This window comes from Rhizobium sp. BK176, assembly GCF_024808055.1.
Map to the genome: position 1 here is coordinate 194,317 of NZ_JANUBV010000001.1, position 16,855 is coordinate 211,171.

Annotated in this window: 13 protein-coding genes and 1 pseudogene; 9 read left to right on the plus strand and 5 right to left on the minus strand. The window is 59.0% G+C overall.

Annotated features, from left to right (window positions below; translation table 11 throughout):
- Positions 1–279 precede the first annotated feature (279 nt).
- Both FHT76_RS01160 and FHT76_RS01165 read left to right on the plus strand, forming a co-directional pair.
- Positions 280–2,880: a PcfJ domain-containing protein gene (locus FHT76_RS01160; protein ID WP_259183762.1), complete on the plus strand. Its 2,601-nt coding sequence runs from the start codon at positions 280–282 to the stop codon at positions 2,878–2,880.
- 298 nt (positions 2,881–3,178) lie between these two features.
- Entirely contained in the window at positions 3,179–3,544 is a 366-nt protein-coding gene (locus tag FHT76_RS01165; RefSeq protein WP_259183764.1) for a hypothetical protein, read from the plus strand.
- 80 nt (positions 3,545–3,624) lie between these two features.
- Here FHT76_RS01165 and FHT76_RS01170 read toward each other — a convergent pair whose 3' ends face one another.
- Positions 3,625–7,707, minus strand: coding sequence for an Ig domain-containing protein (locus tag FHT76_RS01170; RefSeq protein ID WP_259183766.1), 4,083 nt, complete (start codon positions 7,705–7,707; stop codon positions 3,625–3,627).
- A gap of 187 nt (positions 7,708–7,894) precedes the next feature.
- Entirely contained in the window at positions 7,895–8,527 is a 633-nt protein-coding gene (locus tag FHT76_RS01175) for a hypothetical protein (RefSeq protein ID WP_259183768.1), read from the minus strand.
- Positions 8,528–8,802: 275 nt separating this feature from the next.
- Here FHT76_RS01175 and FHT76_RS01180 point away from each other — a divergent pair, with 275 nt between their 5' ends.
- Both FHT76_RS01180 and FHT76_RS01185 read left to right on the plus strand, forming a co-directional pair.
- A complete protein-coding gene (locus tag FHT76_RS01180) occupies positions 8,803–9,825 on the plus strand; it encodes a porin (protein ID WP_259183770.1) in 1,023 nt (340 codons plus the stop codon).
- Between the two features lie 106 nt (positions 9,826–9,931).
- Entirely contained in the window at positions 9,932–10,288 is a 357-nt protein-coding gene (locus tag FHT76_RS01185) for a hypothetical protein (RefSeq protein WP_259183771.1), read from the plus strand.
- A 198-nt stretch (positions 10,289–10,486) separates the two neighbouring features.
- Here the strand turns inward: FHT76_RS01185 and FHT76_RS01190 are convergent, their stop codons facing one another.
- Both FHT76_RS01190 and FHT76_RS01195 read right to left on the minus strand, forming a co-directional pair.
- A complete protein-coding gene (locus FHT76_RS01190; RefSeq protein ID WP_259183772.1) occupies positions 10,487–11,434 on the minus strand; it encodes a nucleotidyl transferase AbiEii/AbiGii toxin family protein in 948 nt (315 codons plus the stop codon).
- A 57-nt stretch (positions 11,435–11,491) separates the two neighbouring features.
- The gene (locus FHT76_RS01195; RefSeq protein WP_259183773.1) at positions 11,492–12,178 is read right to left on the minus strand and encodes a hypothetical protein; all 687 of its coding nucleotides are present in this window, start codon (positions 12,176–12,178) and stop codon (positions 11,492–11,494) included.
- 215 nt (positions 12,179–12,393) lie between these two features.
- Here FHT76_RS01195 and FHT76_RS01200 point away from each other — a divergent pair, with 215 nt between their 5' ends.
- From FHT76_RS01200 to FHT76_RS41345, 5 genes and pseudogenes are all read left to right on the plus strand, one after another.
- Positions 12,394–13,089, plus strand: a complete 696-nt coding sequence (locus FHT76_RS01200) for a DUF1190 domain-containing protein (RefSeq protein ID WP_259183774.1) — start codon at positions 12,394–12,396, stop codon at positions 13,087–13,089.
- 40 nt (positions 13,090–13,129) lie between these two features.
- The gene (locus FHT76_RS01205; RefSeq protein ID WP_259183775.1) at positions 13,130–13,327 is read left to right on the plus strand and encodes a hypothetical protein; all 198 of its coding nucleotides are present in this window, start codon (positions 13,130–13,132) and stop codon (positions 13,325–13,327) included.
- 53 nt (positions 13,328–13,380) lie between these two features.
- Positions 13,381–14,550, plus strand: coding sequence for a glutathionylspermidine synthase family protein (locus FHT76_RS01210; RefSeq protein ID WP_259183776.1), 1,170 nt, complete (start codon positions 13,381–13,383; stop codon positions 14,548–14,550).
- Between the two features lie 71 nt (positions 14,551–14,621).
- Positions 14,622–15,140, plus strand: a complete 519-nt coding sequence (locus tag FHT76_RS01215) for a hypothetical protein (protein WP_259183777.1) — start codon at positions 14,622–14,624, stop codon at positions 15,138–15,140.
- A 2-nt stretch (positions 15,141–15,142) separates the two neighbouring features.
- Positions 15,143–15,229 (plus strand): annotated as a pseudogene (locus FHT76_RS41345) (hypothetical protein); the annotation flags it as partial.
- Between the two features lie 166 nt (positions 15,230–15,395).
- On the opposite strand, the gene FHT76_RS01220 reads toward FHT76_RS41345, so the two are convergent.
- Positions 15,396–16,769 carry a hypothetical protein gene (locus FHT76_RS01220; protein WP_259183778.1) on the minus strand — a complete coding sequence of 458 codons (1,374 nt, stop codon included), beginning with the start codon at positions 16,767–16,769 and terminating at the stop codon, positions 15,396–15,398.
- Between the last annotated feature and the right edge of the window lie 86 nt (positions 16,770–16,855).

The following is a 16,855-nucleotide window of genomic DNA, read 5'->3' on the forward strand; positions in this document are numbered from 1 at the left end:
AAGCAGCCTGAAAAACCAACCCGAACGGATACGAGTGCGCTCGCTGTCGGATAGGTGATGACAATTCGACCCAACCGCGACTTGACCGCCAAAAAAACGGGGCCACCCGCAAAAAAAACCACCTCGAGACGACGTCTGCCGGCGGGCAAAGAACCAATCTCGCTACCTCTCCTCCATTTACATTCGCCGTCACCATAAAAATTGTTGACCTCGTATTGAGGCGATCCGGAAACCCGTGCTAAATAGAAGACCTCGATTGCCATCGACTAAGGAAACCCAATGGCGGGAACCGGCCACAGGTATGAAATCTCGAACCCTACCGCGGTAGAGACCTTTGTCGCTCGCTGGCGAGACGACGCGCGGTCGCGGGAAATCAACGAGGCCCTTTCCTGGTTGAGTTCCCGCCACTTTCTGAAATACCTCACTGGCGAACTGTTCTCGTTCCGACTCAAGCCCGCCCACGTCATCAATTCGCCCATTCCCGACGAAAAACGGCAGCACATCCTGACGAAGGTTCTCGCCGGAGAAGAAGTTCGCCGTTTCGACCCCGATCTCTTCGAAACCCTCGGGGCGGATTTGCACCACATCCTCGATTGGATCGCCGAACTCAAGCGAACGGAAGACCCTCTATACAAGAAGGTTTCCCGTATGGACACGCGGGTTCTGGCCACCAAGGCCGATGCATGGACGAAGCGTCTGAACGCCAACTCGATCGCCTACGGCGGGACTTCCGACCCCTTATTGTCGGTGTCGCCCGATTTGACCTGGTTCGAACTCAAGGATTCCGCGGCGCTCCGCTACGAGGGATCGATGATGTCCCACTGCGTCGGCGGATTTGGCTACGCCCAAATGGTCGATTCCGGCAAGACGAGGATTTTCTCGCTCAGGAAAGACACCGTGAAGCCCGTCCTGACTGTCGAGATCAGCAACGGCGAGCGCGGGCCGACCCTCATCCAGATTCAGAAACGAGCCAATGGCGGCCTGCCCGTCGCATATTGCGATGCGGCCGTGTCCCTCTTGAACACGCTCGGGGTGCACGACTTCCACGGCGTTGGGCGGCGTTATGCCCTCGTCTACGCCCACGGACATTGGACCTCGATATTCGACACATGGGACACGATCCATTTCCTGGGAAGGACGGTTCTATCCGACCAACGCAGCCTCATGTTCATGTCCGCCAAGGACCCATCGAAACCGCTGATGGTGGTCGAACACGCCCTCGGACCACAAGCCGCCAAACGGTGGTACACGGCCGATTTCGAGCCGCTGATGGTGCGGATCAAGCCGGCCGACGACATGACGCCTCACTACGAGGACCAACTCGAGGCCTGCGAGATCGCCAACTACTTCGTCAGGGGGGACGTCGAGAAGGCCCGGGGGTTCGGTCTTCCGTGGATGAGGACCGTCGGCGACACCGCAACTCTGGTTCCCGAGGTCGACACATACGAGCGTATCGAGATGCCAGACGGCTTCTTCTACAAGCAGAGATGCTCGGATGAATCCGCCGCCGAATGCTATCTTCCACATTCGGACGACCCGGCCCGGCTGTTGATGGTGGCGGCAAAGACGAAATACGACATCGAGGCGAACGTCCTGCCGGGCCAGCGCATTTCACGTGCGGAGGCGCAACGGTGTCTGGATTTTCTCACCGCGACAAAGGTCAAATGGTTCAAGAACGACGCGAGCGATTCACGAACGACGACCACCGAGTTCTACAAGCTCTGTCAGCCGACCCTGATCCCCGAAACCCGCGAGTGGCGAAGCTTCGTCGCCGACATGGTGGAGGTTCCGGCAAAAACGACCGATGGCCGATGGCAGGAAACTGACTACCTTCTACGCTACTTCCCAGACAATTACGGCTCGATCGACATCCATATGCATGCAGGTGCCGTAACAAGGCTCTCCGGCTTTCGAAGCGACAAGAAGGACCTCGTCGAGATCGTCGCCAAGCTCCGCCAGAAGCGGCTCACCTCCGAGCGTTTCCTGACGCTTTCTCGCATTGGAAAAAAGGGGGCAGACGCGCCGGCCATTTTCACTCTGGACGGCAGATGGGTGTGGAGCGACAACGAACGAAAATTCCGCACTCTCGCGCAGCAGACGATCGAAGCCTTCGAGAGAAACGTCGATAGCGTGAGCGAGCCGGTGTTGAACGGCTTGCTCACGCACTGCAACGCGATGCTACGAGACGACGCGCTCAAGACACGGGAGGCCGTTCATGACGCCAGGTCGCGCCTGCTCGTGGCATGGTTCATGCGCGTGGCGTCGTTCGAGAATTACGCCGTCAGGCGAGGCGGACTGTGGTCGGCGCTGGACGATCAGGTTCACTACGCGCTGATCGATCGACTGGTCGACCTCGCCGATCTCGGGTTTGTGCTCGACAGCCGTAAGTCCAAAGCACAGTTCAAGAAAGCGCTGGCGAGAGTATCCCAGGCGTACGGACGACGCACAGACCTAATGACGGAGACGGAAGTCACGGAATTCGTGGTGAGATGGCACCGGGTTCTGCCGAAGAAGTTCATGAACATGACATCGACGTTTTGGTTGTCATGTCCGACCTGGCTGGCCAAACCGGACGTCGCGGGCCGGCTTCTCGATATCCTGGCTGACGAGCGAACCCGAAAGACAAAATTCCGGGACGCCGTATGGTCGCAAGCCGAGAAGACCATTTCCGACGCAAACTATGCTTCGATGGACGCTCGCGAGCTCGCCAATCACGCGAAGCTTTTCCACGCCGTTTCGAAATCGCGTTACGTCTTGTACAGCCGGAATATCGAGGCCCTCGACACCCTCGTAAAGCACCTGAACGCCGCCCCCGTAACTGCGGACGTTCCACTCGACGAACTCCGACAGGTTCACGCGAAATACCGCACGGCTGCCTGAGACCAGGTCTTGGAAGTCAAAATGCCGCTAACCCGGCAATCTCCGGAATGGTTTTCTCCTTTGAGCGGCAATTTCTCGGACTTTAAGGCAGATTCTATTCAGGGGCCGCTGCGACGACCTCCGAACTTGTTGTTTGCGATCTTCTTCCCTCGAAAAACGCTGCAAATACAATATATTGACGATGGCTTTTCGATAGGAAAGCTTTCCGGAACTTTTTGTTTTTTGGTTTCCATTTCCTTGTTCTTGAGCGGCTCCAGGTGACATCCTCCAGCCGTCGCAAACGATAGGAGCAAACGAAATGCAGCAGCCGCGCAGCATCGAGATCGTGGTCAACGGCTACGTCGAAAAGCCGGTGACGGTCCATGTTAACCCGATGCCAAGGGAAATTCTCGCCATCCTCAATGGACCGGTTCACGAGCTTTCCGAACGAACCAGCGTCGTCGGTATCGTCGTGGACGATGATGTTTATCTCTGGGACGGTGCCGTCTGCAATGTCGAGGAATTCCTTCGCGAATGGAGAGGCGACGACAGCCATGATTTCGACCGGACGTTCTGGATCGAGATCGAAGACGACGGGGAGATTCAAGTCAGCCTCGACAAGGTGCTTAGGGACACCAAGGTCTTCCGCGAACTGGCAGCAACATCGAAAGTCTTCTTCATGTGAGTGCTTGCGGGGAGGGGTTTTCTCGACAAGGCCCAGAAGCGAAACGCCCCCGAAGTCTATCTTCAGGGGCGTTTCCTGTCTCACGGCTTGGTTGTTCCCTGCGGTCTTGCGTTGGACCTTGGCAGCGTCGCCGACCAAGACTCCGTCCAGTTCACCCCGTCATCCGACCATTGGACGTGTGGGTAGAGAACCGCAGAGTAGAGGGCATTAGACGAATCTCCCCAAGTCCAGCTGATCCTGGTGATGTCGACCCGCTTGGAGAATTTCCAAACCTTCCACCAAGCGCCGTTGAGCTTCTTGATCTGCCATGCGTCTGCGTAACCGGACAGGTCCCATATGTAGTCGCTCTGGTTGAAGCCCTTGACCGGCATTGCCGAGTTCAGAACCCTGAACGAGCTGACATCAGCACCAGTGCCATCATACCACGTGGTGAGAATAGCGCCCCACCCCTGGAAGATGGTGGTCTCGTTGCCCGATCCGATACCCTTGTTGGTGCCGTTGGCATCGAAGCCCCAGTTCCCTGTCGTCTGGTTGTCCCAGATGCGCCAGTACGTATGACCGAGTGCCGTTACCGTGAACGTGACGGTCATGGTCGCAGACGAGCCAGCACTGTCGGTCGCTTTGACCGTGACATTGTACGTTCCAGTGGCTGTCGCCTTGCCGCTGAACACGAGGTTCGAGCCGGCCGCGTATGTGACACCCGGAGGCAACGAGCCGCCCACGGTCCAGCTCGACGAGTTAAGCGCTTCACCGTTTACCGTGTTCGATGCGGTGATCGTTGTCGCGGCGTCGTCCGTCTGGACCATGATCGATCGCGCCGTTCCCGGGTTGGCGGTGAGTGCGACCTGTTGCCGGGCGGCGACGGTGAAAGTGACTGGCGCGCTTGCGACCTGCGAGCCGTTCACATCCGTCGCCATCCAGACGATGTTGCTGAAGGTTCCAGTTTCCGTCGGATAGCCGCTGTAAGTGATGGTCGACTTGTCTGCCGAAACCGTCGCCGTGATGCCCGCTGGCAGGGTTCCAGAGACCATCGACCATTCAGTCACGGGATAAAGCGCGCTGTTCGACTTGAGCTGCGCCTTCGTCACGATGGTCGGCTGCGATGTCTGCTGGTAGACAGTCTGGCTGTTGGTGACCGTGGTGTTGACGTAGTTTGTGACCGAGTAGACAGGGGCTGCCGCGGAGACCTTGAAGGTCAGGGGAAGACTTGCCGTAGCCCCGAGGCTGTCGGTCGCCTGTACGACGACGTTGTAGGTTCCAGCGGCCGTCGCCTTGCCGGAGAAGCTGAGCTTTCCAGAAGCCTTCGTCGCGGAGACGCCCGGAGGCAGCGTACCCGTGACCACCCAGTTGCCATCCGCGATCGCGGTGCCGTTCGGAAGATTGGCAGCCGTGATCGTCGTGTAGGCATCGTCGCTATTGACGGTCATCGAGCGCGTCGGGCCAGGTGTCGCAGAGAGCGATAGCGCGGCGCGGTCGGTGACGACGAGCGCGAACGGCTTGGACGTCGCCTGGCCGCCGTCGGCCGCCGTCACGCGGTACGTGATGTTGTCCCACGTTCCCTGCTGGGTCGGATAACCAGTCAGGGCGAGGGAGTCAGTGTCGGTCGGGATCGTGGCCGTGATGCCTGGAGGCAGCGTACCGGATACCAGTTCCCACGTCACAGGTCCGACGTATGGATAGTTGCCAGTCGTCCTGACGAGGATCACCGTTGATGCCTTGGACGTGTATTGGTTCAGCGTTCCCCCATTTCCATAGAGGATCAGCAGGCTGATCGGGTTTGCCACCTTGAGGGTCAAGGGCAGAGTTGCCGTTCCGCCTGCGCTGTCGGTCGCCGACACGACGATGTTGTAGTTTCCAACGGTCGTCGAAACACCTGTGAACGAAACCACGTTGCCCGATGCGGTATACGTCACGCCTGGAGGGAGGGTACCAGAGACGGTCCACGCATTGGAAGCGATCTGGACGCCATTGGCCAGGTTGGAAGCCGTTACAGTCAAAGCAGCGTCGTCGACACCCGACTGCATGACCTTTGTCGACCCTGCCGAAGAGGTGAGCGCCAGGGCAAGGCGATCAGCCACAGTGAAGGACACGGGAGGGGTCTTTACAGTGGTACCCGCTGCGTCCTTCACCGACCAGACGATGTTACCCCATGTTCCGACTTCAGTCGGATATCCGGTGTAATAGATACGGTCGGTGTCTGCCGAAGGAGTGGCTCTGATGCCGGGAGGAAGCGTTCCCGAAAGCAGCGTCCAGGTCGCCCCGTTCTTGTAGGAGTCGTTGTTTATGCCGTCGCGCAGAGCGGTCCAGTTCGTCGGCTGAGATGTCAGCCGGGTAAGATTGATGGCGGAGCCGCCGACATTGACGGCGAAGAAGCCGGGCGGCGTTACCTTGATGGACGAGTATGGCGACGTGGCAGAGTTCGCCGTTGCACGTGTCGGGTCACCTGGGTTTGCAGTGTAGCCCGTCTGCTCGTGATCGTCGATCACGTAGAGAGCCAGATCGAAGGTTCCCGTGGCGGAAGGAACGCCCGTGAGCGTCAAAGAAGACGTATCGAAGACGATGTGATCGTCCGCGAGCTTGGCTTCGGTCTGGGCGGCTGTCTCTCCCGCCGCCTGACGAACCGACGGGCCATTGCCGTCTGGGGTGTCCTGGACGTAGGTCGCCAGCTTGGACGGATCGTTGTTGTCGTAGAGCTTGTAGTAGAGGGTTCCTGGGACCGTGCCGAGGATGGCGTAGTTGGCCTTGCCGATTATGTTCGACGGCTTGGGCCATGTGATCGAAATGGGAGAGCCGTCCTGCGTTCCTCCGACGGCGGAAGTGGCGGCCGCGAGTTCCACCGGGGCGAAGACGTGGAAGAAGTCGACATAGTTCGAGTTGGCGACTGCGCCGTCTCCATCCCTGCGGCCCTGTTCGTCCACGACATGCAGACGCCAGATGCGGTCGCCGGGGGTGTCGAAATTGCCTGTGAACACGCCCGTCGTGCTGTCGAACGAGACACCGTCAGGAACGGATGCGGGCTGGAACGTGTACGAACCGACGTAGTTGGTGACGGTCTGCTCGGCCGTCGCGAAGCTCTCGCCCGTTCTCACGGTCACGAATTGCGCGCCTGGCGTCAGGAACACGTATCCCGATTTGATGACTTTGAGCGTGGCGGTATCCGAGGCGGTGCCGTGCTTGGCGTCCTCTACCTGAACGGTGTAGTCGAAGTTCCCGTAGGTGGCAGGCGTTCCGGTAAGCTGGCCGTTTGCGTCGATACCCAACCAATTCGGCGCGTCCTTGAGGGACCACGCAAGCGGAGCCTGATAGACCCCTGTCGGCTTGAGAGCCGGATCGAAAGCCTGGCGCGTGACCGCGCCCGTGTCTTCGTCGATCTTCCAGACCAGAGGCGCATCCGGAACGTCGAGCGCCATCAGCATGGGGTCGACGATTTTAACCGTGATGCCCTTGTCGGCGTAGACGCTCGGATTGGCGACGCTGGTTCCCCGAATGACGACGTCATAGCTCGACCCGACGGGAGCCGTCGAGGAGCCGATGATGACGCCGTTCGCCATGGACAGTCCGTCTGGCAGCGCATCGGAACCAGGCGCTATGGAATAGGTGACACCGTCGTAGTAACCGTCGTTCCCAGGGGTGACCTTGATGCCATACGCGGCAGCATCGATCGTACGGGGGAGCGTGTAGGAGTCCTGCGAGGAGACGAGAACGGGGTGCGGATAGAGAGCGACGGGTAGGCTGAGCTTGCCTGGTTTACCGGCGGTGTCGTGATAGCTGATCGTCACAGTTCCATTGAACGCGTCGAGCGGCGTACCAGTCAGGACACCTGTCGCGGCGTTGAAGGAAAGACCCGGAACGGCCGGGGAGACGCCGTCGTAGACGACTGCTGCCTCACCGCCCTCGAGGTAATCACGAATGCCTGCCAGCGTGGCCAGCGGGGAGATCGACGAAGCCGAGGTTCCGACGTTGCCCTTGAGCGAAGGCAATGTGCGATCGGGTATCGACTTCGACGGGGTCTGACCGTCGTCGCCTCCGCCTGAGGTGGAGAGTTCGATGAGGCCGGTCTTGTCCGAACGGAAATAAAAGGCGTCGCCCTGATCGCTGAATGCGATAGTCGGCGTAAGTACCTGCAGCGCGATCAGCGAAACAGAAGTCAACTTTCGAAACATAGGTCCTGCCCCCAGGAATTAACGGTTTTCCTGACCCACTATTGTCGTCGGCGGTTCAATTGCAAAGGGCCGCGTCAGGATTGTTTTCGAAGACTCCAATTGGCGTATCAAAAGTGGTGCTGGCGCAGCAAAAATGGCGCATATACAGTACGCCCGAGGACTGGATTCAATCCTCGGGCGCTTGTTGTCAGATGGCTGCCGACAGTTCCGGCTGGGCCGTCGGGATCGGCGGCAGGATGTCCCTGATGTGAGCCGCGATTTCTTCCCAGTCGTGGGCGATCCGCGGGTGCGTATCGGCGGTGTTGTAGGAACGGCGAACGAAGATGCCGGTGACGCCAACCTTCTCGGCCACGTCGACGTTCTTCTTCAGGTCGTCGACATACAGGCTGTTGGCCGGGAACTTGGCGAGGTAGTCCTGCTTGGACTCGCCAAGCGGCAGGACGTGGATTTCGCTGAACGGAATGCCCTGGAGGTTCTGGACGCGTAGGTTCTTCGTCACTTCGGACTTGCCGGCGCTGGTGATGGCGACGAGCGGATAGTCAGGGTACTCGGCGACGAGCAGCGCGATCGTTTCGAGAGCGCCTGCGAACGGCTGCAGACGTCCGAAGCCCTCGTTCTCGCTGAAGGTCTCGATCAACTCCCAGATTTCGTCTTCGTTGAGATCGGGGAAGGCGGCCGTCATGGTCCATGTGTCGACTTCGTCCGAGGCGCATCCGACGCGAATCCCGCGAGAGTTCGCATATTCCATAAGGCCGGCCACGTAGTCGAAAATCACGCCGTCGACATCCAGGCCGATGACCGGCTTAGTGTGTGTTGTCATCGAAAATTCTCCGTTGGTTGGGGTCTTTATATAAAGATCGTCAGTCGGAAAAGCGCTCACGTCAACCAATTTTGAAATAAAGACACCGAATGGCCTTATTCGCCATCGTCGTCTTTAATTATGTTGCCGCATTGCAACAGAATGCGGGCCTGGGCCGGGAGATTTTAAGAAATTCAAGAATTCGTCCTTACCGCCGTGGGGAATTCATGGAACGCTAGGTCAACGTTCGGGGTCTAGCCACGGATGGAATGGTAAACACAAGGATCAAACCCATTATGAAGAAGACACTTCTCACCCTTCTCGGCTCGTCCGCCGCGCTTCTGGCGGCCTATTCGGCCAACGCTGCCGACGCCGTCGTTGCTGACGCTCCGGTTCCGCCGACGGGCAGCTACGTCCAGGTCTGCGATGCCTTCGGCACTGGCTACTTCTACATCCCCGGCACGGAAACCTGCCTGAAGCTCTCGGGCGCTGTTTCGTTCTCCGCCGGTAACGACACCTACGCAAACGAAAACTTCGCCGGCGCTGAAGCCTACCTCGACATCGACACCAAGGCCGATTCCGAGCTCGGCACGATCGGCACGAAGGTCCGTCTGTCCTCGAAGAACAACTTCGACACCTACTACGTCGGCGGCAACCCGGAACGCACGACCGACGTCGAACTGGCTTACGTCACGGTCGGCCCGGTCTACTTTGGCTACAAGGAAACGCTGCTCAACACCGACCTGTTCTACGGTGACTTCGACCTGGAATCCATCGCCGGCGACCTGAACACCACGACCATCGGCGTCCTGCAGAAGGGCATCTACGGCGGCGTTTACGCAGGCGTAGCGCTCGAAACCAACGGCCGCGGATCGTTCTTCGACAACAACGGCCGCTTCGGCGACGACTACGTTCCGGACGTCGTTGGCCGCGTCGGTATCGACGAGCAGGCTTGGGGCGGCGTCGACCTGTCGGGCGTTTACTCCGACGAAAACGACGCCTGGTTCCTCAAGGCAACGGCTGACCTGAAGGCTTCCGACGCGATCGACTTCCGTCTGGCCGCCGGCTACGGCGACACGGACGGCGACAAGGGCTACCTCGTCACGGCCGCTGGCAAGTACAAGTTCTCGGACAAGTTCGCAGCCTTCACGGGCGTCGGCTACTTCGACCAGGACAGCTCCTCGGATTACGTCGCTGCCAACGCCGGCGTTACCTGGACCCCGGTCACCAACCTCGACGTCACTGGCCAGCTGACCTACAGCGATCTGAAGGCCGACGACGACTACAACACCAAGGTCACGGTTACACGCAAGTTCTAATCGCGTTAACCTTCTGTTAAAAAAGGGCCCGCAATCGTCTTGCGGGCCCTTTTCTTTGTTTTCCCGCTTAGGTATAGGAGATGCTCCCCAAACAGGTGGCAGCGCAGTGAAAACCAGCATTCTCCATATGGCAGCATTCCAGCACGACGAGACCCTGGAAGAGATCGTCTCCAGATACGTCGATCCATTTTTCATCGACAGCACAGAAGTAAGCTTCGAGTCGGGTACAGGCGCGCTTTTAGGCGTGTTCAAGTCCGAGTTCATCGGTTCTTGCAGCTTCAAGAAGCCGGTTGTCGGCGACATCGAAGAAGACCTCAGGACCATGGCTACCTTAGCCCATGAAATCCTTGAGAGAAAACACACCGAAGCCGCATCCCAAGGCCAAATGGCGGAATCGGCGCGCCCGGTCTCCATGCCGGAAGACATGATTTACGAATTCATCGACTGGGTGGACCCGGAATAAACTTCCGATGCCTGAGTTTTCGGCCGTCGTTTCGGCATGAGTTCGCGTTTTCCAGTCGCAGAAGCAACAACGCCGCCCCTCGTTTGACGACCCAGGGACGGCGAGTTCTTTTATTTTACTATGTGTTTATGGAATGGTGTCACCAAAATGACACTTCGCCCGCACTTTGGCAGGGCGAGCGGACCCAAGCTTTATCCTTTACCGCATGGACGACATTGACAGGGCGAGTTCCGGCTTTCTCGACCACCCATTCTCGGGTGTCCAGATCGACGGGATGTTCGCGCCTCCCTGCGCCGCGGTCATGATCGGCCAGGCGAAATCCGACAGGTCCGACACGACGTCGAGAAAAATGATGTCATCGCGTTCGTCGATCTTGTCCAAGAAAATCGACCACGCGACCTGCTTGTCGCGGGCGTATTCCTCCGTCAGCGCTGCAAAGGGCATGTCGGGTATCGAGCGCTCCTGGGCATCGAACGTATTGATCACGGCCCTCACCAGATCGTCGGACTGGAAGTTGTGCATCCTGATCAGAGTCCACACGTCGAAGTAGTCTTTAATCCGGGTGTTGGCCGAGCCGAACATAGCCATGGCGTGGTACTTTTCCGATATCACGGTCTCTAACGGGTAGGCTAGAACCCGCGGCCGGGGTGCCATCGAATCGAGCAGCGTCGGCATTTCCAGTTCCTTGGCACCAGGCGTGACGGCGTTGCCGAAGCCGACGTCGACGCGCACTTCGACGTTCGCCGTGTGAATCCGGGCAGCGATGATGATCTTTCCGCCGCTGATGATCCCGGTGTGTTCCTTCTTGATGTTCATCGTGTCCATCAGAAACAGAACGCCGTCGTCTTCGACCGGTGTCGCCAGCACGATCTCCAACGCCTTGCGCAACGTTTCGATAGTCGCGCCCCTACGGAAACCATTGAAATCTATGTCTTCCGTTGGCCTCAGGAGATTTCCTTTGTTGTACGCCGTCAGCAACAATCCGCCTTTGACGCAGAACTCGGAGGCGACGGACGACACGGAAAGGCGGTAGAGGAGGCGTTCCTGAGCGTAGCGCTTCAGCATCACCGGCACGTCGACCCGGCGCTCCTTGGCGAGGTTCCTGAGTTTCGCGTAGACGCTCTCGGCGACGTTCTTTCCGTTCATGGCATTTCCCTTTTCGCCTTCGAGCATCGGCTCGGTGGACGAAAGGGACAAACAGCCTCAGAACGTCATCAAGCGATCCTTGGTGGCGGTGATGACCGCCATTATGCCGGAAATACCCTCCCAGCACCCGTGCGCCTCCGCGACCCGACGCAGCGCCATGGACTTCGCATTCTGGTCGCCGTCTGCAATGAAACGGGAGATGCAGTCGATGAACGCGGTGTCCATGACCACCGGCTTGATGCCAGGCTCCCTGTTGAGGGTGGAATGGCGATACATGTCGACCACCGTTCTGGCGGGAGAGGTGATCCTGACCGACACTCCCTGGATGTCCACGATTTCGACGTCGTCCACCATGGCCGCCCGTGGCCACCTGTGGAACCTCACACGGGATTCAAACGAATACTTTGACGGTACACGACCGTATTCGGGAATGGCGACATCGGGGATGCCGGCTCCCTCTTCCGTCAGTCCGTAGAAAGACGCCGCCGACATGAAGCAGAACACGGCGTCATAGCCGAGCGAGATTGCCGCCCACATGACCCGCTGGTCGTCTTCGGAGGTCGGAACGTGATAGACGCCACGGACCGGACGCTCGACGAGACCGCTGGAGATCAGTTGCGACATCGTGGTGCGGTTGATGCCGGCCGCGGCCAGTTCTTCGGCCGCAAGCGGTCGTCCGGCGGAACGCAGGAACTGATAAGCCTTCTCCAGATAGCCGTGCCAATTGCGCTCTTCGTCATCCATTTTGCATTTGTCCAATCTAAGGGCATTTTGCCGACATTTGCAAAATAAGACGTTCGCGAGCCGGAAACAAGCCAGTTTTACAAATGTCGGCAAAATGCCTCCTTCGACGACATTTGCAAAACGAGACAACGAGTTCTTTGTTTTTAGGCTCGGCCGTTGACACGTATGGCCGAGGTCTATATTTCGGGGTCACGATATTCGCACGAGGGCGCAACATGAAAAGCATGACTTCATCGCGGACCGCCGCATACCTTCTCCTGCTTGCCAGCACTTCCATGCTGGTCGCGTGCGGGGAAAAACCCGTCGATACCGCACTGGTCGACGACCCCAAGTCCTGCCCCGCCGTCGTAGACGTCGTCAAGCCCGGCCTCTCCGGACAAGACCGCACGGACGCGATCAATAAATGCGAGAGCGACTACACGGCGGCACTTGCCGATCACGACAAGAACGCGCCCGCATTCAACAGCCTCGCGGACTGCGAAGTGACGTTCGACAAGTGCGCCCCCACCACGGCGGCCCACTCCACCGGTTCCAACCACTTCGCGCCGCTGATGACGGGCTATCTTCTCGGCTCGATGATGTCGCGCAATTCCACGCCTTACTTCCCGCAAGCCGCCTACCATCCGCGGACGGGCAGCTACGTCAACTCGTCAGGCGTCGAACTCGGCAAGAGCTTCGGCAAAACCCGGTTCGACAGCGGCAGTTCAGCCCTCAAGACACCGCCCGTGCGTACGACCACGCTCACCCGCAACGGCTTCGGCGTAAAGCCGTCGACCAGCGGCACCTCCGGCAGCTCGTCGAAATGGTCGATGCCCAAGTCCAGTTCAAGCTCCAGGCTGTTCGGCGGCTCCAGCACGCGAAGCCTTGGCGGATCGCGGAGTTTCGGCAGTTCTCGCAGCTTCAGCAGCTGACCACGCGATACGTCCTGCCACGAAAAAGGAGCTGCGTCATATGGACTACATGCATGATTCGCCGTCTTACATTATGCGAGGCCCCAAGCGGGACGAAGCAATCAAGAACCTGAGCAACGAAGACCTCATTGGCGAATTGGTCGTCGCCGCGGAGTTCTCGGACTATTCCTCGTCATTCGAGTACCGAGAGGACCTTCGCCTCGAGGCTCTCCGCAGGCTCAATGGCAAATCTGGTTAATGGCCGCCTACCTCGCGTAGATTTCGAAAACAAATACCCCACGGAGACGCATCATGGAACGGATCGCCATCACGGAACGCGCAGACTGGCGCAAAAAAGCGGAAGACGGCGGTTTCACCATCCACTCCATGTACGATGCCCGTTACTGGGACGAGCGTCATGCCTACACCTTCTCATCCCGCGAGGTCCGCGAGCGCCTTGCCGCCCCGACGGCCGAACTCATGTCGATGTGCTATCAGGCGGCGGAGCGGATCGTCGAGGACAGCGAACTGATGTCGCGCATGGCGCTCCCGGAGGCGTTCCATGAAGCCATCAGGGCATCGTGGCGCGCCGGCCACAAGGACCTCTATGGCCGCTTCGATCTGGCCTATGACGGCAAGGGTCCGGCGAAGCTCCTGGAATTCAACGCCGACACTGCGTCGGCGCTCTTCGAAAGCGCGGTCTTCCAGTGTCGGTGGCTTGAGGACGTAAAGGCGCGCGGCGACGTCGAAATGGGCGCTTTCCAGTTCAGCGACATTGACGAACGTCTGCGCAACGCCTTCTCCTCGCTCGCCGCCGATGGCGACACCTTCCATTTTGGCGTCACCATGGACGCCGAGGAAGACCTGATGACGGTCAACTACCTCGCCGAGTGCGCACGCGCCGCAGGCCTGGTCGCCAAGGTGATAAATATGGGCGAATTCGGCGTGGACGCGGCCGACTGGCTGACGGACCTCGAAGACTACCGCATCCAGCGTTTCTTCAAGTTCTATCCGATCGAGGAGATGATGCGCGACGAGTTTGGCGGCGTATTGAAGACCACGCCGTCACGGATGTTCGAGCCGCTCTGGAAGGTCGTTCTGTCCAACAAGGGCATGCTCGCCGTCCTATGGGATATGTTCCCCAACCATCCGAACCTTCTTCCTTGCTACTTCGAAGACGACACTCGCGCATCCTCGCTCAACGGCCAGCACGTCCGCAAGCCTGTGTACTCCCGACAGGGCGACAACATCACGATCACCAGTGACAGCCTCCCCGGGGGCAAGCTCGAAACGGAAGGCGAAGCCACGGAAGGACCTCATGTTCTGCAGGCGGTCAACTTCCTGCCTACCTTCGGAGACGACCATACGCTGGTCGGCTCGTGGGTGGTCGCAGGTGAGCCGGCCGGAATCTGCATCCTGGAAGACGACGGGCCTGTCACTGGCGTGATGTCGCGTTTCGTTCCACACTTCGTCACCCCGTAATCCACGTTTGAGCAATGCACTCCTACGGGCGAAGCTGAGATCACTTCCGAGACAGAGCGGGGACCGGACGAATGGTTGATTTCAGGAAGATGGCGCAGGACGCCTACAATAACGCCACTCCGGAAGAGCGCGCACGCATTGATGCCTACCATGCGCGCGAAGCGAAGTACGACCTCACCAGGCGCGAATTTCAGGCGACGTTCACCCGGTATGCGGAGCGGCCTCTTGCGAACCCGCCGCGTAACGGGATCAAGACCGAGACCTACGCAACCAAGACCTGGACTAAAGCTATCGACGTCAGGATAGAGGATCGAGAACACAACGGCCGTAAATACGAGATTATCCGCTTCATTGGCGGCTCTACCGGCCACGAGGTGTTCGAACTCGACGAGGACTTCGCGACGGGTCTGGTCGATGGCAAATGGGCGCAACCAGGCACTCTCTGGATTTGCGCCGGAAGCGTCAGGTATGACGGCTGCTCCCTGCCAACGGAAGACGTCATCGAGTACATCCGTGAAATGCGACCGCATCTTCTTGGTGCCGAGCCGCAAACGCCCGCGCCGCCGTTCAGGGCTCCGATTACGTTCTAAAGTTCACCGAAACCAACACCCCCTTCGTGGCAGCACACCGATTCCGTCAGCGTTCCAGTGGCGACGATCCGAACCGGACGCAAAAATGACCCCGAAATGCCATTGCACCGGGGCCATCGCCAGGTTTTAATGATGTCGGGCTTGGCCCATGAGGTCTCCTGAGAGGCCGCCCGAGCGCTCCGAAAGGGGCGTTTCGCGTTTCCGGACAACCATTAGGCCTACGCCCGTTACGTAACGGACGCCGACGGGTAGTGGTCAATTTTTCGAGAAGGCGTCGACCAGTTCCGCAAGGACCGCGTCGAGCCGGCCGTTTTCCCACAGGCCGCGAACGTCGGCGATCTCGAGAAGGAGGTCGAGGGATGCGAGCATGATAGCCTTGTTCTCCTCGCTCTGCGCCAGACGCTTGTCTTCTTCCATCCGGTCGTCACCGAGAACCTTCACAGGCTGGGATGTCGCGGTAGTCAGGAACATCAATCCTGCGGCAAGCCAGTACGGATCGATATTTTCCGGCGCGATCCCGAGCTTTCCTGGATAATTCCAGTACAGAGGATAGATGATCCCGACTTCCTTCTCCGGCAGCAAAGGGATGCGCCTGTCGCCGCGAACCGTCGTGCGGTTCTGAAGCTCAATCCCACCGTCGTAAGCAGGATCATCTCGCCGACCGCTTACCGAGCGCAGTCCGCCATTGACCCAGTTGAGACCGCCGCCAAGCACGCAGAAGATGTCACCGAGCCTAGACATGCCGCCTCGCTCATGACTCCTTTTGGACAGGAGCTTCCAGAACTGGCTGTCACGCAGGGAAGTCGCCGCATCCTCGCCAGCCGTGGAAACAACGGGCGCAGCCGCATCGACCTTCCTGATCTTTGAGAGAACCACTACATCCTGATCACGGTCCGCCAGTTCGTCGGAGAAGGCGTAAACGCCCGGCTCGACATCCACGACGAAATCCATCTCGTCTTCCGGGTCCAGACCGGCGGCTTCACAACGCATCAGGAAGAAATCGTGATCCATCGCGCTATACCACCAAAGGTCGGTGCAGATGCTCCCGAGCCTGCCGCCCTTGGGAAGCCCGCATCCGACGTGCAGTTCGTCGCCGACCCTGACAACCGATGGGCAGCTATTTCCGACACTGACGAGAGCAAGACCCGCAGCGGCAGACGATTGCGTCAGCACCTTGCGACCGATGACGCCGTTCACGGAAGGACCGTCGTCATCGACGACAACGAGGCCGCGCAAATCATTGGCGAACACGATTTTCCCAGACGGGATTCCGAGAAGGACCTCGTACGGCTTCATCCCACCGGCTTCGGCGCATTCGATCTTCGGGACGAACGTGTCGCCGACTGCGACCGACTTCACGCTCTCCCCGCAATGGGTGCATTCGTGCGAGACTGGTCCGACTTTTTCAGCGTATTGGAGGAGCTTGCGGGCCTCCTCTGGCATCGCCGCCTCGTCGGTTCCGAACTTCTCGTGGATCGCCTCCAGCAAATTCGCTTCGACGCGATAGAAACCCAAATAGTAGTTGAGGAACCGCGCAATATCGGTGTCGACTGAAAGATCGATGACCTCGTCCAGCTGGCAGCCGAAATGGCCCTTTGTTGCGAACTTCGTCGGGAAGGTGTCGGTCATTTCGGCAGGGCCTCGTTCAGTCAGCGAAAAGGAGCCTTTCGGCCCCTGAATGAATGCAATCGATTATCGGCCGTCAGACCGACGTG